This window comes from Dermatobacter hominis (assembly GCF_020715685.1).
Lineage (GTDB): Bacteria > Actinomycetota > Acidimicrobiia > Acidimicrobiales > Microtrichaceae > Dermatobacter > Dermatobacter hominis.
Map to the genome: position 1 here is coordinate 1,841,648 of NZ_CP085840.1, position 22,187 is coordinate 1,863,834.

19 protein-coding genes and 1 pseudogene are annotated in these 22,187 nt (G+C 72.3%); 11 read left to right on the forward strand and 9 right to left on the reverse strand.

Annotation, left to right across the window (positions count from 1 at the left end; genetic code table 11):
* The first annotated feature begins 2 nt into the window (after positions 1-2).
* The 4 genes and pseudogenes from LH044_RS08655 to LH044_RS08670 all read left to right on the forward strand — a co-directional run bounded on the left by LH044_RS08655 (position 3) and on the right by LH044_RS08670 (position 6,564).
* Positions 3-1,712, forward strand: a complete 1,710-nt coding sequence (locus LH044_RS08655) for an NAD(P)/FAD-dependent oxidoreductase (protein WP_227759627.1) — start codon at positions 3-5, stop codon at positions 1,710-1,712.
* Positions 1,713-1,862: 150 nt separating this feature from the next.
* Positions 1,863-4,358: a sensor domain-containing protein gene (locus LH044_RS08660; RefSeq protein ID WP_227759628.1), complete on the forward strand. Its 2,496-nt coding sequence runs from the start codon at positions 1,863-1,865 to the stop codon at positions 4,356-4,358.
* Between the two features lie 43 nt (positions 4,359-4,401).
* Positions 4,402-4,527: pseudogene (locus LH044_RS22000) on the forward strand (VOC family protein); the annotation flags it as partial.
* Positions 4,528-4,620: 93 nt separating this feature from the next.
* Positions 4,621-6,564, forward strand: a complete 1,944-nt coding sequence (locus LH044_RS08670) for an adenylate/guanylate cyclase domain-containing protein (RefSeq protein ID WP_227759629.1) — start codon at positions 4,621-4,623, stop codon at positions 6,562-6,564.
* Positions 6,565-6,615: 51 nt separating this feature from the next.
* On the opposite strand, the gene LH044_RS08675 is transcribed toward LH044_RS08670, so the two are convergent.
* On the reverse strand, positions 6,616-7,818 hold the full coding sequence (locus LH044_RS08675; RefSeq protein WP_227759630.1) for a JmjC domain-containing protein: 1,203 nt from the start codon (positions 7,816-7,818) through the stop codon (positions 6,616-6,618).
* A gap of 17 nt (positions 7,819-7,835) precedes the next feature.
* Here LH044_RS08675 and LH044_RS08680 point away from each other — a divergent pair, with 17 nt between their 5' ends.
* Positions 7,836-8,003 (forward strand): hypothetical protein, encoded by a 168-nt coding sequence (locus LH044_RS08680; protein WP_227759631.1) that lies wholly within the window; start codon positions 7,836-7,838, stop codon positions 8,001-8,003.
* A 137-nt stretch (positions 8,004-8,140) separates the two neighbouring features.
* Here the strand turns inward: LH044_RS08680 and gdhA are convergent, their stop codons facing one another.
* Positions 8,141-9,487 (reverse strand): NADP-specific glutamate dehydrogenase, encoded by a 1,347-nt coding sequence (gene gdhA / locus LH044_RS08685; RefSeq protein ID WP_227759632.1) that lies wholly within the window; start codon positions 9,485-9,487, stop codon positions 8,141-8,143.
* 671 nt (positions 9,488-10,158) lie between these two features.
* Here gdhA and LH044_RS08690 point away from each other — a divergent pair.
* Positions 10,159-10,533 carry a YsnF/AvaK domain-containing protein gene (locus tag LH044_RS08690; RefSeq protein WP_227759633.1) on the forward strand — a complete coding sequence of 125 codons (375 nt, stop codon included), beginning with the start codon at positions 10,159-10,161 and terminating at the stop codon, positions 10,531-10,533.
* 346 nt (positions 10,534-10,879) lie between these two features.
* Here LH044_RS08690 and LH044_RS08695 read toward each other — a convergent pair whose 3' ends face one another.
* From LH044_RS08695 to LH044_RS08710, 4 genes are all read right to left on the reverse strand, one after another.
* Positions 10,880-11,197, reverse strand: coding sequence for a hypothetical protein (locus LH044_RS08695; RefSeq protein ID WP_227759634.1), 318 nt, complete (start codon positions 11,195-11,197; stop codon positions 10,880-10,882).
* Positions 11,194-14,313, reverse strand: a complete 3,120-nt coding sequence (locus LH044_RS08700; RefSeq protein WP_227759635.1) for a DEAD/DEAH box helicase — start codon at positions 14,311-14,313, stop codon at positions 11,194-11,196. Before LH044_RS08700 ends, LH044_RS08695 begins: the two co-directional genes overlap by 4 nt.
* Positions 14,314-14,658: 345 nt before the next feature.
* Positions 14,659-15,093 (reverse strand): VOC family protein, encoded by a 435-nt coding sequence (locus LH044_RS08705; protein ID WP_227759636.1) that lies wholly within the window; start codon positions 15,091-15,093, stop codon positions 14,659-14,661.
* Positions 15,094-15,234: 141 nt separating this feature from the next.
* A complete protein-coding gene (locus tag LH044_RS08710; RefSeq protein ID WP_227759637.1) occupies positions 15,235-16,305 on the reverse strand; it encodes an NHL repeat-containing protein in 1,071 nt (356 codons plus the stop codon).
* Positions 16,306-16,691: 386 nt separating this feature from the next.
* On the opposite strand from LH044_RS08710, the gene LH044_RS08715 reads away from it, so the two are divergent.
* From LH044_RS08715 to LH044_RS08730, 4 genes are all read left to right on the forward strand, one after another.
* Complete coding sequence (locus tag LH044_RS08715) at positions 16,692-17,108, forward strand: hypothetical protein (RefSeq protein ID WP_227759638.1); 417 nt, start codon at positions 16,692-16,694, stop codon at positions 17,106-17,108.
* 182 nt (positions 17,109-17,290) lie between these two features.
* Positions 17,291-17,560, forward strand: coding sequence for a 2TM domain-containing protein (locus tag LH044_RS08720; RefSeq protein ID WP_227759639.1), 270 nt, complete (start codon positions 17,291-17,293; stop codon positions 17,558-17,560).
* Positions 17,561-17,752: 192 nt separating this feature from the next.
* Positions 17,753-17,899, forward strand: coding sequence for a hypothetical protein (locus LH044_RS08725; protein ID WP_227759640.1), 147 nt, complete (start codon positions 17,753-17,755; stop codon positions 17,897-17,899).
* A gap of 122 nt (positions 17,900-18,021) precedes the next feature.
* Positions 18,022-19,101: a M8 family metallopeptidase gene (locus LH044_RS08730; protein ID WP_227759641.1), complete on the forward strand. Its 1,080-nt coding sequence runs from the start codon at positions 18,022-18,024 to the stop codon at positions 19,099-19,101.
* A 100-nt stretch (positions 19,102-19,201) separates the two neighbouring features.
* Here the strand turns inward: LH044_RS08730 and LH044_RS08735 are convergent, their stop codons facing one another.
* Positions 19,202-19,579 (reverse strand): VOC family protein, encoded by a 378-nt coding sequence (locus LH044_RS08735; protein WP_227759642.1) that lies wholly within the window; start codon positions 19,577-19,579, stop codon positions 19,202-19,204.
* A gap of 128 nt (positions 19,580-19,707) precedes the next feature.
* Between LH044_RS08735 and LH044_RS08740 the strand changes: the two genes are divergently transcribed.
* The gene (locus tag LH044_RS08740) at positions 19,708-20,214 is read left to right on the forward strand and encodes a hypothetical protein (RefSeq protein ID WP_227759643.1); all 507 of its coding nucleotides are present in this window, start codon (positions 19,708-19,710) and stop codon (positions 20,212-20,214) included.
* 90 nt (positions 20,215-20,304) lie between these two features.
* Here LH044_RS08740 and LH044_RS08745 read toward each other — a convergent pair whose 3' ends face one another.
* Positions 20,305-21,171, reverse strand: a complete 867-nt coding sequence (locus LH044_RS08745) for an MEDS domain-containing protein (protein WP_227759644.1) — start codon at positions 21,169-21,171, stop codon at positions 20,305-20,307.
* Entirely contained in the window at positions 21,171-22,097 is a 927-nt protein-coding gene (locus LH044_RS08750; protein WP_227759645.1) for an MEDS domain-containing protein, read from the reverse strand. Before LH044_RS08750 ends, LH044_RS08745 begins: the two co-directional genes overlap by 1 nt.
* Positions 22,098-22,187 lie beyond the last annotated feature (90 nt).

Here is a 22,187-nt window from a genome sequence, read left to right on the forward strand (position 1 = left end):
CGATGGCGCTCCCCATCCTCGTCGCCGTCCACGACGACCCCACTGCCCTCGCCGAGGTGGAGGAGGCCCTCCTCGAGCGGTACGCCAAGCGCTACCGCGTGGTCTGCCTCCCGTCGGCCGCCGAGGCCCGTGCGCTGCTGGCCGACGCGGCCGCAGCCGACGACAGCGTGGCGCTCGTGCTCGCGGCGCAGTGGCTCGCGGGCGGCCCGACCGGCAGCGAGCTCCTCGACGAGGTGTGGTCGATGCACCCCCGTGCCCGCCGCGCGCTGCTCATCGAGTGGGGCGACTGGGGCCAGACCCCGACCGGACGGGCCATCTTCGACGGCATCGCCCGGGGCTGCTTCGACCACTACGTGGTGCGACCGGCGGCGTCCCCTGACGAGATGTTCCACCAGACGATCTCCAGCATGCTGCTCGACTGGGCCGAGGCGAACCGGGCCGCGCCGTACACGGTCCACATCGTCGGCGACTCGTGGTCGGGCCGCGCCTACGAGATCCGCGAGGCGCTGCAGGCGTGCGCGCTCCCCCACACGTTCTCGTTGGCGGACTCGCCCGAGGGCCAGCAGCTCGTCGCCGCCGCCGGCGAGGGCACCGAGCTGCCGATGATGCTCTTCCCGAACGGTGCGGTCCTGGCGAACCCGACCAACGCGGAGATCGCCGAGGCGGCCGGCGCACCGATCGACCTGGCGAAGGAGACGGTCGACCTCGTCATCGTCGGATCCGGCCCGGCGGGTCTGTCGGCCGCCGTGTACGGGGGCTCCGAGGGACTGAGCACCGTGGTGGTGGACCGTGGCGGCATCGGTGGCCAGGCGAGCTCCAGCTCGCTCATCCGGAACTACCTCGGGTTCCCCCGTGGCATCAGCGGGCGGCTCCTCGCCCGCTCCGCGTGGGAGCAGGCGTGGGTGTTCGGGGCCAAGTTCGCGTTCATGCGCTCGGTCACGAGCCTCGAGCGCGACGGCACCGAGCTCGTGCTCTCGTGCTCCGACGGCAACACGGTCCGCACACCGGCCGTGCTGCTCTCGATGGGCGCCAGCTACCGCCGGCTCGGCGTCCCCTCGCTCGAGGCCCTCGTCGGCGCCGGCGTCTACTACGGCAGCACGAACTCCGAGGCGTCGTTCCTCGTGGGTCGCGACGCCTTCGTCGTCGGTGGTGCCAACTCGGCCGGGCAGGCGGTGCTGCACCTCGCCAACTACGCACGGAAGGTCACCCTCGTCGTCCGTGGCGACTCGTTGCGGGCGAGCATGTCGGAGTACCTGGTGAGCGAGATCGAGGCCACACCGAACATCGATGTCCGGCTCGGCACGAAGGTCGTCGACGGCGGCGGCAACGGGCGGCTCGAGGAGCTGGTGCTGGCCGACGTTTCGACGGGCGCGACCACGACCGAGCCGGCCGACGCCCTGTTCCTCCTCATCGGCGCCCAGCCGTTCACGGACTGGCTGCCCGATGACCTCCAGCGCGACGAGGGCGGGTTCGTCCTCACCGGCAACGACCTCCCCGAGGGCTCGTTCCCGCTCGAGCGACCGCCGTTCCCGCTCGAGACGAGCATCCCCGGCGTGTTCGCGGCCGGCGACATCCGGCACGGCTCGGTGAAGCGGGTGGCATCCGCGGTCGGAGAGGGCTCCATCGCGGTCCAGATGGTCCACCAGTACTTCGCCGAGGTGGGTCACGAGCCGCACCGCCGCTCCGGCGATGCGGCGGCGGCGCACGGCTGACCCGTCGAGCACCGCTCCCTGCGGCGCCGACCCTCCACCCGGCCCGCCGCCCCAGGCCCTGGTCCGCGCCTGGGTCCCACGGCCCAGATCTCTCAGCCTCGGGCGCTCGGACGCCGATGCAGCAGCGATGCCCCACCGCCGGATCCGCCCGTGAGCGGTCCAGAGACGAGCCCGTCGAACGACCTCCTGATCGATCGACGACTGCACCTCGTCCTCGACGCGTCCGTCGACGCGCTCCTGGTGTTGGGCCCGGGCGGCACCGTGGTCAGCGCGAGCCCGAGCACCGAGCGGCTGCTCGGCCGCTCGATCACGGAGCTGAAGGCGATCCACCCGCTCGACCTCGTGCACCCGGACGACCTTCCGGAGGCGGCTCGCCTCCTCGAACGGCTGGTCGACGGCATCGAGGAGGACGCCGCCCCGATCCTCCGGGTGGAGGTCGCAGGTGAGGGCTACGTCTGGGTCGAGATCAAGGGCAGCGACCTCACCGACGTGCCGGGCATCGGCGGCGTCGTGCTGGCGGCCCGGGACGTGTCGCGGCGCGTCGAGCTGGAGGAGGCGGTGCGGTCGTCGCACCGCCGGTTCGAGTCCCTCCTGCGCAACAGCAACGACGGCATCGTCGTGCTCGACGAGCAGCTCGAGCTCACCTACGCGAGCCCGTCCATCGAGCGGCTGAGCGGGTTCCCTCCCGAGGCGATGATCGGCTACGACGTCTCGGTCGTCGTCCTGGAGCCGCAGCGGACGGAGCTGCTCGCAGCACTGCAGCGGGTGGTCGCCGATCCCGACCTGATCGAGTCGCTGCGGGTGCAGATCCGGCACCGGACCAGCGGACGGCGGTGGCTCGAGGTCCGGGTCTCGAACCAGCTCCACGACCCGGCCATCGCCGGCGTGATCGCCAACCTGCGGGACGTCACCGACGTGGTCCACGCCGAGGCCGAGGCCGCCCGGCTGACCGAGATCTTCGACCTCACGGCCGACCTCGTGACCGTCGTCGACGGCGAGGCCCGCCTGCAGTACATGAACCCCGCCTGCGCCCGGTTCTTCGCGATCCCGCCGGACGAGGTGCCGATCGGGAGCGTCTGGCAGGTGGCGCAGATGCTGCCCGCGGCCGGCGAGCCCTGCGCCTTCGACGGCGGCGACCGGATCTGGCGCACCGAGGTCGTACTGGACCGCCACGACGGGCTCACCGTCCCGTTCGCGGTGCAGGTCATCGCCCACCACGACGACGACGGGACCATCAGCCGCTACTCCGCGGTCGCCCACGACATCAGCCAGAGCAAGCGGCTGGAGGCCTCGCTCGAGCACCAGGCGCTGCACGACCCGCTGACCGGCCTGCCGAACCGCGCGCTGCTCGAAGACCGCATGCGCAGCGTCCGGCGTCGGAGCGTGTCGCCGTCCGCCCCGATGTCGCTGCTCTTCGTCGACCTCGACCACTTCAAGGTCATCAACGACAGCCTCGGGCACGGGTTCGGCGACCGGCTGCTGCGGGCCGTCGCCGATCGGCTCCGAGGTGTGGTGCGGGGCGAGGACACGATCGCCCGCTTCGGCGGCGACGAGTTCGTGATCCTCTGCGAGGGACCCGGTGCCGCGGCGACCGCTCGCGTCGTGGCTCGCCGGATCAGCGAGGTGCTGGTCGAACCGGTCGTCGTCGACGGGAGCCCGGTGCACGTGAGCGTCTCGATCGGTGTGGCCGACGCGGCGGCGAGTGCCGACGATGACGATCCGGGGGCGCTCATCCGCGACGCTGACACGGCCATGTACCGGGCGAAGGCGGGCGGCCGCGGGCGCGCGGTGGTCTTCGACGACGAGCTGCGGCGCCGTGCGGTCGAGCGCCAGCGCATCGAGTCCGCGCTGCGCGACGCACCGACGGACGGCTCGCTGGTGCTCCACTACCAGCCGATGGTCGACCTGGCCACCGGCTCGCTGCGCGGCGTCGAGGCGCTGGTCCGCTGGCAGCACGGCGGTGAGCTGCTCGGTCCCGGCGAGTTCGTGCCGATCGCCGAGGAGACCGACCTGATCCTCCCGTTGGGCGAGTGGGTGCTGCAGGCGGCGTGCCTCGACCTCGCCCGCTGGCAGCGGTTGCCGGGTTGGGACGGGCTCGGCCTGTCGGTGAACGTCTCGGTCCGCCAGCTCCAGCACGGCGGGTTCGTCGACGTGGTGCAGGACGTCCTCCGGACCACCGGCGTGCGGGCCCGGACCCTGTCGCTCGAGATCACCGAGTCCGTGCTGCTCGACGACTCGGCGATGGATCCGCGCAGCGCGGCGCGCCTGCGCGAGCTAGGCGTCGACCTGGCGATCGACGACTTCGGCACCGGCTACTCCTCGCTCACGTACCTCGCGCGGCTCCCGGTCGACGTGGTGAAGCTGGATCGGACGTTCCTCGAGGCCGCAGGCTCCGATGCCGTCCGCAACCGGGTCGTCGGCGGCGTGGTCGACCTCGTCAAGGCGCTCGGGCTCCGCTGCGTCGCCGAGGGCATCGAGTCGGCCGAGCAGTACCAGCTGCTCGCCGACCTCGGCTGCGACGCCGCGCAGGGCTTCCACATCGACCGACCGATGCCCGCCGAGCGGCTGACCGAGCACCTCGTCGCCAACGGCCCGACAGAGCGGTGGCCGTCGCTCCGGGGCCTGGCGTCGGTCGACGGCAGCTGAACGTCGCGGTCGCGGAGCGGCCGTCCCACCGGCGGCGAACCTCGACGCCGAGGTCGCTCGTTGGACCGACGCCGGCGCGACGAGCCTGGGCAGGCGCAGCGCGGGCGACTTCGAGTGGGTCACCCTGTCGGATCCCGACGGCAACGAGTTCTGCTTCGCCGCTGGCTGACCGCAGCGCAGCCTCCCAGAGTGGGAGCGAGCGATCCGCCGGGTCGAGCGCGATCCCTATCGCCCTCCGGAGGGCCCATGGCAGACTCGGCCCGTGTCGACGCGCGAGGCGCTCCTCGAACACGCCCGGGCTGCGTTCGCCCAGAGCCGGTGGTCCGCGGCGCGGTCGGCCCTGCAGGATGCTGACGCCGGCGAGCCCCTCGGCGCCGAGGACCTCGAGCGGCTCGCGTGGTCCTGCCGGTGGGAGAGCGATCCGGCCGGCTTCATCGATGCGCTCGAACGGGCGGAGGTGGCGTTCGCCGCCGACGGCACGGCGGCCGGTGCAGCCCGGATGGCCCTCGAGCAGGCCCGCCACCACGCCATGATGCTCGACGGCGCGGTGGCCCTCACCTGCTACGTCCGCGCCACCGAGCACCTGGCCGACGCGCCGGAGTGCGCGGAGCACGCGCAGGCCCAGTGGTCGCTCGCCTTCACGCTGATGGAGGCGGGCGACCAGGACGGGGCGGAGGCGGCGCTCCTCGACGCCCGGGAGATCGCTCGGCGGGTCGGGAGCCCGGGCATGGAGGCCATGGCGGTGCAGGGGCTGGCGCACGTGGCCGCCACCGCGGGCGAGGTGGGCGAGGTGCTCCCACTGCTCGACGAGGCGGCCGCGTTGGCGATGCGACCGGGCGTCGCGCCCATCCACGCGGGCTACGTGTACTGCGCGGTGATCTCGGTGTGCCGGGCGCTCTGCGACTGGGGTCGGGCCACCGAGTGGACCAAGGTCTCGACCCGCTACTGCGAGCGGGAGTCGATCGCGGGGTACACGGGCCTGTGCCGGTTCCACCAGGGTGAGATCAACCGGCTCCACGGCCACCTCGCCGAGGCGGAGCAGCGCGTCCTGCAGGCGTGCGAGGAGCTGCTCGACATCAACCGCTACAGCGCGGGATGGGGCTACAGCGAGCTGGTCGAGATCCGCGTGCGGCGCGGCGACCTCGACGGGGCCGAGGAGGCGCTCGAGGAGGCCATCGCCCTCGGCGACGACGGCCAGCCCGGACGGGGTCGGCTGCTGCTGGCGCAGGGGGACGCCAGGGCGGCGGTGCGGAGCCTCCACCGCTCGCTCACGGACCCGGGGTTCCTCGCCAGGGAGCGTCGGGTCTTCCTCATCCCCGTCTACGTGGCCGCGTGCCTCGCGGTGGGCGACGAGCAGGCGGCCGCCGGTGCGGTCGAGGAGCTCGAGGAGCTGGCCCGGCGGTTCGGCACGCTCGGACCGGCGGCTGCGGCCGCGGTGGCCCGCGGCCACCTGGCGCTGCACCGGGGTCGGACGGACGAGGCGATCGCTGCGCTGCGCGAGGGCGTCCGGATGTGGAGCGAGGTCGAGGCCCCCTACGAGGCCGCGCAGACGCGGGTGCTGCTCGCCCGGGCCCTGACCGCCGACGGGGACGGCGCCGGGGCGCGCCTCGAGCTCAAGGCCGCTGCACGCCTCGTCGACGAGTTCGGCGTCGCGGTCGACCTCGACATCGCCCCGGAGCGCGCCGAGGGGACTCGAACGGTCCGCACCTTCCTGTTCTCCGACATCGTCGACTCGACGCGGCTGTCCGAGGCGATGGGCGACGCGGCGTGGGAGCCGCTCCTGCAGTGGCACGACCGCACTCTGCGCGCCGAGTTCGAGCGGTGGAGCGGCGAGGAGATCAAGCACGGCGGCGACGGGTTCTTCGTCGCGTTCGCCGACGCCGACGACGCCGTGGAGTGCGCGGTCGCGGTCCAGCGTGCCCTGGCCCGCCACCGCGCCGAGCACGGCTTCGCGCTCAGCGTGCGCATCGGTCTCCACGTCGGCGAGGCGACCGCTCGCGACGCGGACTACTTCGGATCGGCGGTCATCAGAGCCGCCCGCGTCTCGGCCGCCGCCGGCGCCGGTGAGGTGCTGGTGAGCGAGGACGTGGTCGCCGCCTGCCGGCGGGAGGTGCCGGTGGTCGGTGAGCGGACGCTCGAGCTCAAGGGCATCGCCGAGCCGGTGGTCGCGGCGCTCGTGGGCTGGGACGACCGGACGGAGGGGTAGCCGGCGCGGGCCGCGCCGCCGGCGTCGGCCCCGACTCGACCTCGTCCACGTTCAGCTCGACGCGACGTGGCCCGCCGCGACGACGTCCAGGACCCCTTCTCGCACGAGGCGCGCGACCAGCACCTGGCGATCGCCGTCGTCGAGACCTGGGAGCTGGTCGATCCGGACGACGGATCCGGACAGGAGCACGTCGAGCGCGGCACCCATCGCCGCCGGGAGGCGCAGTCGGCGTCCGGGGAGCTCGACGACGACGCGGCCCTCGCCGTCGAGCTCGGGTCGCCGGTCCACGCGCCGGTCCTGTCGCAGCACGACGTGGCTCGAGGGGTCCAGCGACCGGGACGCGACGACGGAGGACAGGCGGCGATGACCGTCCCGCCGTCGGGTGCTGATCCGTCGTCGAGCCGCCTCGTCGGCCAACGGCTCGACGTCGAGGTCGTCGAGCGCCCGTCGGGTGGCCTCGGCGGCGGATCGCAGCGCTGCGACGAGCTCGGGGCGGCGCTCCGGTCGGTCGAACCCGACCGGCAGGGGCCGGCTCCACTCGGTCGACGGGTCGCTGGACAGCACCCTCCGCAGGACGTCCCCGAGCGTCGTGCGGAGGATCCCGATCGTCAGGTGCAACGACGTCACGACCTGTGCAGTCGCAGCGTGCCGGACCCCGGCGGGCAGGTAGAGGACGTCACCGGGTCGGAGCGTGAGCGGGCCGACGTCGTCGATCTCCCACGTCTTGCTGCCGTGGACGTGCAGGACGATGACGTCGTGCTCGTCAGCGTGCGCAGCCAGGCCGGTCGACCCCGGAGGGGTCAGGTACGCGTTGGCCTGCACGGCATGGCCCAGCGCGCGCTCCAGCCGACGGCAGAAGAGGTCCACGGGTCGCCACGTCCGCTGCAGGCTCTGGAGCACCACGGTCGCACCTCGAGCGAACTCGTCCGCCACCCGGTCCGGATCCGCCACGTCGTCGACGTCCTTCCCCCCGAGCCGCGAACGGCGGGTGCCCGCCGTCGGCGGCAGCGTCGAGCCGTCCCGGACCAGTCGGAAGGTCGGCGCACGGGCGCCGGACGCGATGATCCGATCGACGTCGTCGACGTCCAGCAGCTCCCGGAAGCGGACGGCGAGATCGCCGTGAGCGGGCCGGTGCAGCGGACGGCGTCCGAACGAGCGCTCCTCGAACCGGTCGAGGTCGCCGACGAGCGCGTCGAGGAGCTCGTCGTGGACGTCGGTGGATCGGTCCTCGGCGCGTTCTGGAGGGCACTCCATCGGGGCAAGAGCTACCCATGTCCAACTTCAGCGATGACGACATCACCTCGGAGCCGACCGAGGACGAGGAGGACCGCGACAAGGGCGGTCACGGCACGGCGGACACCGGCGACGAGCCCACCGAGGCCGTCGAGGACCGCGACGCCGGCGGAGAGGGCACCCAGGACACGGGCGACGAGGCCTAGCGGTCCGGTTCTCGTCCCGTCCACGTCCGCCCTCGCCGGGCGCTGTGGCAGGCCTCTACCCGGCGATCGAGCCGTGAGATGTGAGTGCCGGCCAGCGAGCCGACGGGTTCGCACGTCGTCCAGATCTGCCTCGTGGTTCAGATGATGCCGAGCGCCGACATCGCCTCGGCCACCCGCCGGAAACCGGCGATGTTGGCACCGGCCACGTAGTCGCCGGGCCGATCGAACTCCTCCGCCGTCCGGGCGCACTCGTCGTGGATGGCGTCCATGATCGAAGCGAGGCGCTCCTCCACGTCGGCGAGCGTCCAACTGGCACGCATGGCGTTCTGCTGCATCTCCAGCGCCGACACCGCCACGCCGCCGGCGTTGGCGGCCTTGCCGGGTGCGAACGACGTGCCGGCAGCCTCGAACACCCCGACGGCATCCGGCGTCGACGGCATGTTGGCGCCCTCGGCGACGGCGATGCAGCCGTTCGCCACCAAGGCCTTCGCGTCGGTCCCGGTGAGCTCGTTCTGCGTCGCGCACGGCAACGCCAGCTCGCAGGGCACGTCCCAGATGTTGCCCCCCGGCCGGTGCTCCGCGCGTGGACGCCCGGCGGCATAGGCGGTCAGGCGATCGCGGTCGACCTCCTTGACGCGCCGGAGCAGATCCACGTCGATCCCGTCGCGATCCACGACCACGCCATCGGAGTCCGAGCACGCGACGACGGTGACCCCGAGGCGGCCGAGCTGCTCGATCGCGTGGAGCGCGACGTTGCCGGAACCCGAGACGACGGCGGTCCTGCCCTCGGCCGAGCTGCCGGCGTGTTCCAGCATCCTCTGCAGGAACAGCACCACGCCCTGTCCCGTGGCCTGCTCGCGACCGGGTGACCCGCCCCAGTTGAGCCCCTTGCCCGTCAGGACGCCGGACTCGTACCGGTTGGTGATCCGTTTGTACTGACCGAACAGCCACCCGATCTCCCGGGTCCCCACGCCGATGTCGCCGGCCGGCACGTCGGTCTGCTCGCCGAGGTGGCGGAGCAGCTCGGTCATGAAGCTCTGGCAGAACCGCATCACCTCGCCCTCGGATCGACCCTTCGGATCGAAGTCGGCGCCACCCTTGGCGCCGCCGATCGACAGGCCGGTGAGCGCGTTCTTGAAGGTCTGCTCGAACGCCAGGAACTTGACGGTGCTCAGGTCGAGGTCCGGATCGAACCGCAGGCCCCCCTTGTACGGGCCGAGGGCGCTGTTGAACTCGACGCGGAACCCGCGGTTGACGTGGACCTCGCCGCGGTCGTCCTGCCACGGCACGCGGAAGATGATCTGGCGCTCCGGTTCGCACAACCGGAGGAGCAGGCCGTGCGAGGCCAGCTCGGGTTGCCGGTCGAGCAACGGCTCCAACCGCTCGAGCACCTCCCCCGCCGCCTGGAGGAACTCGGACTCTCCCGGGTTCCGGCGGTTCAGCGCCTCGCACACGTCGTCGATGGCGTTGGAGGCCCGGACCATGCTGCTGGCGGTACCCAGCCGAGGGCGATCCCACGCACGGGGACCGGTCGAGCGCACCACGGCGGGGTCGGCTCGGTGCATGGAGGGCCCGACGGGTCCAGGTCGACGATCGGTCGCCGCGCGCTTCATCGGAGACGGTCTGCGCTGCGGCGCAGGGTCGCCGCCGACAGCCGCTGGGCAGCCGCGCTCCTCCGGTGGAGCGCCGCCCGGGCTCGATGCAGCTCGGCGGTGCGTTCGCTGCGCGCCCGTTCCGCCTCGGCCTCCGCCTCGTCCGCTCGACGGTCATCGATGGTGGCCTTCAGGTCGGCGGTCCGCGCCCGGGCCAACACCGCTCGCGCCCGGTCCCCCGCGCGACTCGCTCGCTCGTCGGGCGTCGACACCCCGCCGCCCTACCCTCCGATCCCGGTACCAGTTCGCTGCCCGGTCGACGGCTGTGCGGTTCGGGGGGTACGCCGCGATTCCTTCGCATGAGAAGTGGCGTGCTCGAGCCATCGGGGTAGGCGGCCCCCATCGAGGCCGACGAATCGCTGTCCGACGAGGACGAGGCTCGCCTCTACCAGCACTACGGCGTCGCCGAGGGCGACCGCGGATCCGACCCAGGACCGGCCGCCGACACCTCCCGCTCTGGTGCGGTCGGGCGCGACACGTCCGGACCGACCACCGATGACGCGATGACGCGCTCCGAGGAGGAGCTCCGCGTCGACAAGACCTCGAAGCAGACCGGGAAGGTACGCCTCCGGAAGTGGGTCGAGACCGAGCACCAGACGGTCACCGTCCCGATTCGCAAGGAGAAGGTCCGGCTCGAGCGCGAGCCCATCACCGACGCCAACGTCGACGCCGCGATGGACGGTCCGGAGCTCTCCGAGGAGGAGCACGAGATCGTGCTGTCCGAGGAGGAACCCGTCGTCGACACCAAGGTCGTCCCCAAGGAGCGCGTCCGGCTCGACAAGGACGTCGACATCACCGAGGAGACCGTCGGCGCCGACGTGCGCAAGGAGCGCGTCGAGGTCGAGGGCGACGCCGAGGCCGGCACCCGACGACGCTGATCCGACCTCGATCGGCTCGACCCGAGTGGGCTGGGTTCCCGGTGGACCGGGGGCCCGGCCCATCCTCGCGCCAGGCCGCAGCCCGTACCCGCGACCACGCTCTGTCGTCGTGTGACCGGTACCCGCAGGCAGGCGGCCCCGTCAGCGCTCCCGCTCGGCCTGCTCCATCCCCCGGTGCACCTCGGTCGCGAGGCGTGCGGTCGTACCGACCGCCCACAGCAGCGTGCTGGCGATCAGCCGTTCGATGCGTCCCATCCCTCATCCCCCTGGTCCTGCACGCCGGCACTCCACCGGCACCACCCCATCGGCCGCACGGCCGCGAGATCAAGCGGTGCGGGTCCCGGCCTCAGTCGAGGTCCGGTTCGGGGGTCTCGGCGAGCAGGCCGGCGACGTCGGCGAGGGCACCCGCCAGCATCGAGGAGCGGACCAGGACGCGGTGGATCTCGTGCTCGGCGCGCACCCCTTGGCCGTGGAGCGGCGGGGCACCGATCGAGCGGACGACCATCGTCGGATCCGTCGTCACCGCGATCGGTTCGGGATCGGGGAGCTGAGGGACCGGCCTCCAGAACTCGGCCGGGTCGACCGCCGGGGCCTTGCCCCGACCACCGGACCGCCGGCCGCCCTGCCCCTGTGGCTTCTTGCCCGGGCGCTTCCTGGTGCTCATGCGTCGTCCTCCGTCAGGAGCTGGTCGTCGCGGAGGCCGAGCGCCAACCGCAGCTGATCGGTGTCGAGGTCGGCGAGCGAGCTCGACCCGGGCAGGACGAGGTCGGCGATGTGGCGCTTGCCGGCCACGACCTCCTCGACGCGCTCGTCGACGGTGCCGGGGCACACCAGGCGGTGCGACACGACGGTGCGGGTCTGGCCGAGCCGCCACGCCCGGTCCCGGGCCTGGTCCTCGACGGCCGGGTTCCACCAGCGGTCGTAGAGCACGACGTGGTTCGCCGAGGTCAGGTTGAGGCCGGTGCCGCCTGCCTTCAGCGACAGGACGAGCGCCCCGGCGCCGGGGCGGCCCTGGAACTCGGCGATCATCTTGTCCCGGGCGGTCCGAGCCAGACCGCCGTGGTAGCAGTCGATGGGGTGACCGGTCAGCTCGCTGAGGTGGTCGGCCATCTTCTTCCCCCACGTGGCGAAGTGGGTGAAGATCAGCACCTTCTCGTCGGCGGCGAACACTGCGTCGACGATCTCCTCGAGCCGCTCGAGCTTGCCCGATCGGCCGGCGAGCGGCCGGTCGTCGGGCTGGTAGGCGGCCGGGTGGTTGCAGATCTGCTTGAGCGCGGTGATGGCGGCGAGGATGGCGCCCTGCTTGGGCTCGCCGCCACCGACCTCGCTGACATCGGCGACCAGGCTGTCGAGCACGGCCTGGTAGAGGCCCACCTGCTCTGGCGTCATCATGCAGTGGTCGAGCTCGTCGATCCGATCCGGCAGCTCGGCGGCGACCTCGGGCTCCGACTTCGTCCGGCGGAACACGAGGATCCCGTTGAGCGCCCGCAGCGCGGCCTCACCCTCGCCGGACATCTGCGAGATGAAGCCGGTGCGGCCACCGACGAGCCCGGGGTTGGTGAAGTCCAAGATCGCCCAGAGGTCGCCGAGGCCGTTCTCGATCGGCGTGCCGGTGAGGGCTACGCGAGTGCCGGCGTCGAGCCGTCGCAGCTGCTGCGCCTGCTCGGACGTGTGGTTCTTGATGGCCTGCGCCTCGTCGAGCACGACCTGCGTGAAGTGGCGCGCCGACAGCGCGTCCATGTCGCGCACCGCAGTGCCGTAGGTGGTGATGACGAGGTCTGCAGCATCGAAGGCACGGTCCATCTCCGCCCCCGACGCCCGGTTCGACCCGTGGTGGATGTGCACCCGGAGGCCAGGGGTGAACTTGGCGGCCTCGGCGGCCCAGTTGCCCACGACCGCGGGCGGGGCGACGACCAGAGCGGTGCCGTCGCCGGCCGTGCGGGCGAGGTGGGCGAGCATGGTCGGCGTCTTGCCGAGCCCAGGGTCGAGTGCGAGGCAGCCGCCCAGCTCCACGGTGTGGAGGAAGCCGAGCCATGCCAGCGCCTCGGCCTGGTAGCTGCGGAGCTCGCCGGTGAAGCCCTCGGGCCGGGTCACCGGGTCGGTGGAGATGCGGCTCGCCCTCTCGAACAACTCCGAGGCCCAGCCGGTGCCGTCGACGGTGAGCGCACCGCCGAGGAGCTCTCCCTCTAGGCCGATCGAGTGGCGAAGGATCTCCGCACCCGTCATCTGCGTCTCATCCGCGCGCTCGGCGAGCGCCGCCGCGGCCTCCTTCAGGTCCACCTGGTCGAGCTCGACCCAGTGGCCGTGCGACCGGACCAGCGGTCGGGCTTCCTTGGCGAGCCGGGCGATGTCCTCGGCCGTGAGCTCGACGTCGTCGAACACGACGGACCAGCGCACGTTCGAGAGCTGGTGGGCGCCGACCACGGTGTCGCCGCCCATGGACTCGGTGAACAGCCGGAGCGACGGCGACGGCTTCCGGCGCGACAGGGCGGGCACGCGGACCTCGAAGCCGGCGGCGGACAGCTGCGGACCGAGGACGGTCATCAGCTCCCACGCCTCGTCCTGGCTGAGGTACACCTGCCCGCGACGTGAGTCGCCCGCGCGGGTGAGCGCCGGGAAGACGCGCTCCAGTCGGGCGAGCTCACCGGCCACGGCAGCCGTGCCCTTGCCCTCCGCGAGCGCCTGCTCCACCGGCATCAGCTCGCCGGTCGACCCGGGTCCGAGGACCGACACGAACCACGCGTCGCTCGAATCCGGGGGGTCGAGAGTGACCACGAGCCTGACCCGAGCGGTCGTGGTGAGCGGCTTGGCCCAGCGGTCGATGCGCTCGGCCAGCTCGGCCGACGCCGCGACCGGTGCGGTGAACGTGGACCCGTCGAGCCGCGTGGCGAACGCGTCGGCGACGTCAGCGGCGGTCCGGACCTGCGGCGGCGGGGCGGCGAAGTCGAGCATGCCGGCGGCCTGGTTGACGATGGCCTCGACCACCGCACCCTGGACGGCGCGGGTCACGTTGCGCGGATCGGCCTGCGACACCGCGGTCACCTGGCGGGGCATGGCCTCGGCCATCGAGGCGATGGCCGACTCGTCGACGAGCGCCGGCCGCCACGTCACCGCCATGTCGGTGGTGTCGCCACGCCGCTTCGCGCCGGACAGGGTGGGGACGACGGCACCACGGGCCACGAGGCTGACCGTGTCCAGGGCGACACGACCGAGCCAGGCCACGCTCGCGCCGACGCCTTCGCGACCCAGCCCTCCACCGACCGCGACCAGCCAGCCGAGCGCCTCGCCGACCGGGATCGACAGCGCCGCTGCGTTCAGGCCCCCGGGGAGGCTCACGTCGCGGTGCGGCTGCCATCCGAGCGCCGGACCGCCGATGGCCTCGAGACGGTCCGAGAGCGCGTCGGCCGACTCCGGCACGGTCCCCGGACCGGCCGCCCACACGACGATCAGGCCCTTGACCCACGACGCCTGCAGTCGGATCTCACCGGCGGGGTCGGCCGCGGCGATGGCCGCGACGGGATCGTCCATGTCGAACACGAGGTCGTACGACGCCTCGAGCTGGGCGAGCTCGCTCTCGAAGTCGGCCACGACCTGCGCACGCTCGGGCCCGGAGATCTGGCGCGCCGAGTGGAGCTGGTCCTCGGCGTCGTCGAGCAGGAGCTCGAGGGCGTCGAGCCACTGGTCCCGGTCCGCCTCGAGCAGGGCCAGCTGGTCCTGGGTGGCGGAGCCGTCGGCGGCCGCCCACACGGCAGCTTCGAGTGCTGGAGAGATGTCGGGCACGTTGTCGGGCGCTCCTCGCGCGATGGGACCGCCGGCCGGTCGAACGACCGGGTCGGTGGACGCCAGCAGGGTCGCCGACGTCGAGGCGGCACAGAGCCGCCCGCAGCCGGCGAGGCTGCCTGTCCACCGACGAGAGCTGCGGGCGGGCCGCTGTGTCGTGTCGGCCGTCTCGCCGGACCGGTGCCGGTGCCCGGCGGTCGAGACGCAGATCGGGGGCGGGCCCACGAGACGGATACCGGCGAGGTCTCGAGGGGTTCGCCCACCAGCCTACGTGAGCGACCCGCCGGTCCGGCGCCACCCGGCCCGATCCTCAGCCGGAGGGCCGTCGACAGGCCCGGCGCCGGCCTAGCCGGCGCCGCCGAGGTCGGGCACGGTGAGCGCCCCGTCAGGTGCGAGCGGGAAGCCGGGGTTGTGGGCGACCTCCCACGTGTGGCCGTCGGGATCCCTGAAGAACCCTGCGTAACCGCCGTAGAAGGTCTCCTCCGGCGACTTCACCACGCGACCGCCGGCTCCCGCTGCGGCACCGATCACGTCGTCGACCTCCGACCGCGACCGGACGTTGTGGGCCAGGACGATGCCGCCGAACGTGCCGCCGTCGTCGTCGATGCCGGCGTCGGCGGCCACCTTGTCGCGCGCCCACAGCACGACCGCCTGCCCGCCGGCCTGGAAGAACACCGTCTCCTCGACCTCCTGGCCGCGCCACCCGAGCTGTTCGTAGAAGGTCCGCGATCTCGCGAGATCGGCCACCCCGAGCGTGATGATGCTGACTCGTTGCTCCACGGTTCGAACCTACCCACGCGGGGTGGACGTCGGCCGCGCCGCCACGGAGGTCCCGGGGCGCGGATCAGCCCCTCGTCCGTCGGGCCGAGGGGCTGATCGTGCGCGTGCCGGTCCCGCTGGCCGCCGGGCCGCTCGACGCCGTCAGGGCAGGGCGATCCGCCGGATGTGGTTGCCGCCGAACTCCACCACGTACAGGGCGTCGTCGGTGGCTGCGATCCCGTACGGCACGTCGAACGTGGCCGTCGAGCGGGGCCCGTCGGCCTGGCCGATGGTGCTGCCGGCCAGCGTCGAGACCGCGCCCGTGGCGGGGTCGATCGACCGGATGCGGTGGTTGCCCCAGTCGGTGACGTAGAGCGTGCCGTCGGGACCGACCGCGACACCGGACGGGTTGTTGAACGAGGCCGCCCCGCCCGTGCCGTCGTCGTCGCCCGCCGTGCCGCTCCCGGCCAGGACGGCGACGGTGCCGGTCGCCCGGTCCACCGTGAGGACCCGGTTGCCGAGCTCGTCGGCGACGAACAGCGTGGTGTCGGTCGCGGCGAGACCGCTCGGGAAGGAGAGCCCGCTGCACGTGACCGTCGTGACCTCACCAGCGGCGGTGATGGCGCGGATGCAGTTGTTGTAGCGATCGGTGACGTAGATCGTGCCGTCGTCGGCGACGGCGATGCCGGTGGGGAAGTTGAACGATGCCGCCGTCCCGGTCCCGTCGCCGTACCCCGCCGAACCCGAGCCGGCCAGCACGCTCTGGTTCCCGTCGGCGTCGACCTGCACGATCCGGTGGTTGTGCTGATCGGCGATGTAGACGGTGCCGGCCGCATCCACGGCGACGCCGCTCGGCTTGTTCAGACCGCTGGCGACCGGTTCGATCGCACCGTCGGGATCGGGCGTCACCGCGACGACGGTCGTGCCGTCGAACTGGGCGACGTACAGCGCGCCGTCCGGGCCGACGGCGATGCCGGTCGGGGTCGCGAAGGTCGCCACGCTCCCGCCGACATCGATCGTCGACACCTCGTCGACCGGAACAGGGGTCGTGGTCGTGGTCGTCGCCTCGGTCGTGGTCGTCGTCGCCTCGGTCGTGGTCGTCGACTCGGTCGTGGTCGTCGTGCCCGTGCCGGGTTGCGGCACGCAGGCGACGACCATGAGCGCCGCAGCGGTCAGGGACGCCGTGGCCAGCGCCTTGGTCAGCCCGCGCGAGCGGGTCGAGAAGAGGGTCATCGAGGTCGGTCCTTCGTCCAAGGAGTTCGACCGATCGCCGCAGGCGCGCGTCGACGACGCTCGCACCGCGGCCCCTGCTTCCCTCCGCCAGCCCAGCGCCAGCAGCGGGAAGGTAACTGAACGCCGCTCACCTGCACAGGGTGAAACGTCGCTGCCTGTCGGGTGCCCCGCTCTGGTCGAACTCGACGACTCGACTGCAACGACGCGGCGGAGGGGCTCCCGAACTCGATGTGGGCGGCGCTGATCCCGACCGGCCTCCCGGCGGTTGTGTCCGTTCGGCCATGCGGGCGCCGACGCCGGCTGACGACACGACGCAGGAGTCATACGACCGGCGTCGGGGCGACGAACGCTCCGGTTGGACGAGCTCTTGGAGAGGGAGGTCGGCCGTGTTCAGGACGTGGAGACCCCGCACCGGCGTCGTGGTCGCAGTGATCGCGCTCGTCGTCACCTTGGTCGCGTGCTCGCCTGCGTCACCGCCCGTCGGTGGCGTCCCGGGCCAGTACACCTTCCACCAGGCACCGATCCTGGGTCCCTCCGGTCTGTTCTACGGGCCCGTGAGCGGCACGGCGACGGTGTGCGTGACCACCCGGACCGCCCTGCAGATCGAGCAGATCAGCGGGTTCGGGGGCGGCTTCGTCACGATCGAGTTCGACGGCACGAGCCAGAGCAACGCGCTGCTCTTCGCGCCGTGGACCACGGAACCCGTCGGTCCGTCGTGTGGGGTGCTCAGGGTGGCGCAGGGCCCCGGCTTCGTCGACCCCTCGGGCACCCTCACCATCACGGTCTCGGTCAGCGCGGGCTGACCCCGATCGGCTCGACCGCGCCGGTACCGCCTCGGGCTGGAGGGTCTGGGCGTGGACCTCGCGAGCCCGCGAGCCGGTCGGCTGGCGCGCGCGTTCTGTGACCTTCGGCCCTTCTCCACCAGCGTGGCGATGTCGACGATGGACCGGACGGCGACGGAACGGACCGTTCGAAGGAGGTCACCGTGGACGACGACGGAGCCGAGCGCCGAGCGGCGATCGAGCGCATCAAGAACCGGCGCGGGTTCGTGCCCCACGTCATCGCGTACGTGGCGGTCAACTCGCTGCTCGTGACGGCATGGTGGCTGAGCGGCGGTGGCTACTTCTGGCCCGTCTGGATCATCGGGGGGTGGGGCATCGGCCTGGTCATGCACGCGTGGAGCGCCTTCTTCGAACGGCCGATCCGCGAGGCCGACATCCAGCGCGAACTGGACCGGGGGCGCGCCACCGATTGACCCATCGGGTCGGCGGTCACGGTTCGACTCGATCCCCCGACCGGCATGCAGCGGCGGGCGGTCGGGACCTCGCGCCCTCGGCAAGCCTCCGGCACTGCGGTGGGATCAGTCGGCTCTCGGACGGCGGGGCGGCCGGAAGGGCACGGCGGCGAACTGGACCAGCGCTCGACCGCTCCTGCGAGGCGTCAGCTGATGGCGCTCGCGGCCGGTGGTGGCGAGCTCGTGCTCGACATCACGGAGATGACCGATCGGACGGGCCGAGGTCTCGAGCGCCTGGCCGAGATCGTCTCCGAGCTGACCGAACGCGGTTGTCACCTGTTGCTGCGCAGCGGCGTCTGAGACGCACCTCGTCCAGGGTCACCGCCTGAGCACGGCATGTGCCGAAGGTCCCTGGTCCGCGACGACCAGGAGGCGCAGGTTGGAGACGGAGGCGAAGGGCGCCCCCAAGAGGAGGGACCGTCATGCGACTTCGCATCCCTGCGGTCCGATCGGTGGCCGTCGCTGCGCTGATCGGTGCACTCCTGCTTTTGACGACTGCCTGCTCCCCTCCCCCTCCCGCACCGGCCCCGCCGGCCATCGATCGGTTCACGGTGACGGCCAGCGGTCTCAGCGCACCGGCCCTCGTGCCGTTCACCTGGAGCGTGCAGGATCCGAACGGCGACGCCTTGACCTGCCGCTTCGATGGCGACGGTGACGGCGTCTGGGACGACGCCACGACCCCATGTCGCAGCACGTCGGGGCGCACGGCGACCACGGGCGCAGGGCCGCACACCGCTCGGCTGGAGGTCAGCGACGGCACCCACCCTGCCGTCACCGCCACGACGACGTACGACGTCGCACCGGGCCCGGCCGAGTCGTTCGACGTCGTCACCCGGTCCGTCGGCCCCCAGGATGCGAGGGTCACCGCTGCCGTCGCCGAGGCGGTCGACCGTTGGACTGCGGTGATCTCACGCGGAATCCCCGACACCGACGTCCAGTTCCAGCAGGGCGACTGCCTCGCGGAGGTCCCGTCCCTCTCGGGTGTCGTCGACGACCTCGTCCTCGACGTGATCGTCACCCCGCTCCCCGGTCTGATGGGAGATGCCACGTGGTGCGTGGTCGGTGACGACGGCCTCCCGCGGCTGAGCGTCGTCCGCATCAGCACGATCGGCCTCGACCACTTGTACGAGACCGGAGCGCTCGAGGATGTCGTGACCCACGAAGTCGGGCACGCCCTGGGGCTCGGGACCGTCGGCCCCTGGGGCATGCTGACGCGCTACAGCGATGAGACTGGCGCGTACCGGTTCACCGGACCGCGAGCGGTCGCCGAGTGGCAGCACCTCGGCGGCATCGGCGACACCGTTCCGTTGAGCCACGACGCGAGCCACTGGGACGAGACCAGCCTGCAGGACGAGCTCATGACCTGCTACGTGGAGGTCGCTCCCGCACATCCCATGTCGGCGATCTCCGTGGCCGCCCTCGCCGACCTCGGGTTCCACGTCGAGATCTCGAACGCCGACGCCTGGGCGGTCCCGAGCCGCCCCGGTCTCATGGAGTGCTGATGCTCGCCGTCCGGTGATCCGAGCGCGTCCCACGTGCCGAACCGCTGCGCCCGCGACACCAGGCGCGGTCAGGCGGTCCAGTCGTCGGGCCGAACCAGGATCATCCAGAGGTGCCCGTCCGGGTCGGTGACCTGGGCTGCGTATGCGCCCCACGTCTCTGCGACGGCTCGTAGACGGTCGTCGCGCCGGAGGCGATGGCGGCCTCGTACCGGGCCTGCACGCCGAACTGGTCGGTGGCGTAGAGCGAGAGGACGCACTCGTTGGTCCCCGGCGGCGCGACGCGGCCTTCGCCGGCGACCCACCCGAAGCCACCGGTCGGGATGAGCATCAGGGCCACGTTCGGGGCGAGGCGGAACTGGAGCGGCTCGGGGACACCGTCGTCCGCGAGCGGACCGAAGGGCTCCAACCCGAGCCCCTCCCGGTAGAAGGCGAGCGCGCGGCGCCGGTCCGTGGTGGCCAGGCAGATCGTGTGGTCCATGACGTTTCGACGCTGGGTGCCGTCCCGTCTCATCGGGGCCGCTCCCCCGATGTGCGCCTCCCGCGCCGCTGGATCGCTTCCTGAACCCGGCTCAGCCGAAGCGGTACCCTGTGGGCCGGAGGCGGGACATGGACACGCAGCAGGCAGGGGACAGCACCGCGCCGAAGACCGCACCACGTCGGTCCGGCCGGATGAAGGCCGTGGTGCTCATGTTCGCGATGGCCAGCGCCGCGTTGGTGCTGTGGCCGTCGTCGGCGGGGGCGGTGGCGGTGAACTCGCCGGCGCAGTGCTACGCGCCGGGGTGGGTGTCGTCGAACATGCCGACCCTCTACTCACGCACGGGCTCCCTGCAGAACGTGTCGTTCCAGCTCGTGGTGCTCGACGGGCAGGGTCGCATCGTCGGCCAGTCGCCCTTCTTCCTCGCGGTGGCGAACCGCTACGGGATCTCCTACAACCCCCAGCTCGGCGGCACCTGGTACAACTCCGCCAACTACGCGCCGACCTTCCGCACCGACGTCTGGGTCGGCAAGGGCAACTTCACCGTGTGGGGCGTCTACAACTGGGACGACGGCTACGGCTACTACGAGCAGCTGCCGGTCAACGGGTGGAGCTCGACGCAGTGCCTCATCAAGTGAGGCCCGTCGCGCGTTGTCGAGCAGGGCGCAACCACGGGCACAAGCCGATCGCGACCTGTTCGTCGGCCTGTTGCGGCTGATCAGGGCCGGTCAGGGCCCGAGCAGCTCCGGATCGAAGCCGCACAGATCCCACACCCGGCGCACGAAGGTCGTGGCGCCACGGAGGTCGATCCGATCGCCGTGCGATCGACGCCGCAGGAGCTCGCCGTGGATCGTGTCGGCGACACGGCCGTCGACGAAGGTCAGCTCCGAGAGGTCGAGCACGTCGGTTGAGGGCATCGTGCGGAAGATGTCCCGCAGCGAGTCCACGCTGAGCGCGTCCACCTCGCCCCGGAGGCTCGCCGACCGGGGTCCCGTGCCGAACACCCAGAACGCCGGTGGCCCGGGTCCTTGGAGCGGGTGGACCGCCGCGATGGCGTCCAGCCCCTGGATCTGGCGAGTGTCGTAGAGGCACAGCGGCGACAGGGGGTTCGCGCTGATGAAGCGGTCGGCGACCTGCTCCCAGTGCAGATGGGCGAGACGGCGCTCGGGATCGTCGACGAGCACGGTGATGTCGGCCGCGACCTGCAGTCCGAGGTATCCGGCTTCGAACGCAGCGTCCACCGCAGCGGCGTAGACCCGGAGCTGCTGGTCGGCATCGATCGGGGCGCGGAGGTCGTACACGTCGTCGGCCGAGGCGACGACCAGGTCACCGCCCTCGATCCGGGCGCCGAGGTCGGCGACGTCCGCCAGCTCGCCGATCAACGACGACAGCGAGCCGTTCCCGACGTACATGGCGCGCCGGCCCGCCGCGAGCCCCTCCTCGACCCAGGCCGTCGCAAGTCGGGCTCGTTCCGCGTCGGTCGAGTAGGCCCACGAGGCGTGATCGTTGGCCCCCACCCCGCACCCGTCCACGTGGACGCCCACCGAGCGCTGGGTGCCATCGGCGGCCGCCCGTCCTCGCACGTTCGAGCCCATCAGCCGGACCCCAGGTCGAACACCACCGTGACGGACGTTCCCGTGTCGTCATGACCGAAGTGGAGCTGACCGAGCTGGGCGACGATGCCGAGGCCCCGACCTCCCCGTGCGTCGGGCGCAGCCGGCCGGAGATCTGCGAAGGGATCTCGGATCCCGGACCCGGTGTCGTGCACCCGGAGGAGGATGGATCCCGGCAGGGCCCAGACCGTCATGCGCACCGGTGCGCTGCCGTAGCGGACGGCGTTGGACACCAGCTCGCTGACGGCGAGCCGAAGATCGTCCAGCAGCGGCGCCGGCACCGAGCCGGAGAGGACGCCGACCTGCGATCGGGCCGACGCTGCGGTCTCGACCACCGCGTCGACGACCGACGCCTCGACCGGGACATCGAGGCCCGACGCGCCCCCCATCAGGTCGCTGGGGGCAGTGGGGATGACGCCGAGGGCCTCGCCGTGGCACCCGGAGTGGGACGACCGCGCGTGAGCGAGCGCGTCCGCTGGGGTCAGGACGAGGTCGTAGGCGCAGACCGCGTGCAGGGGCACGTCGGCCATCACGTCGTTCACGGCGTGCTCGTACCTCATCCAGGCGCGATCGCGCTCGGAGCCGTCGAAGGTGAGCGCACCGAGGGACCACATCGAGGGCGCACCGGCGCCGAGCGACTCGACGACGAACCGGTTCAACGCCTGCATCGCCCCTGCCGGGGTGGCGTAGCGATCGTCGGCGTGCAGCCACCGGACCGTCTCGGCCGCCCGACCCAACGCTGACCGCAGGGGGTCCCAGGCATCCGGAGTCAGCGAGACGAGCACGGCCTCGCCCCGATCGAGCGCTTCCCCCAACGGTTCGCACATCGTCGCTGCGAGCTCGGCCGGGCCCCGGTGGAAGACGGCGGTGTGGTCGAGCGCACCCGGTGCGACAGCCACGGCGTTCACCAGACCAGCCTACGGGCACCACCCATACGGGCGCGCTCGGCAGCCGCCCCTTCACCCTGTCGGGGGATGCGAAGGCGACGACGTCGGACC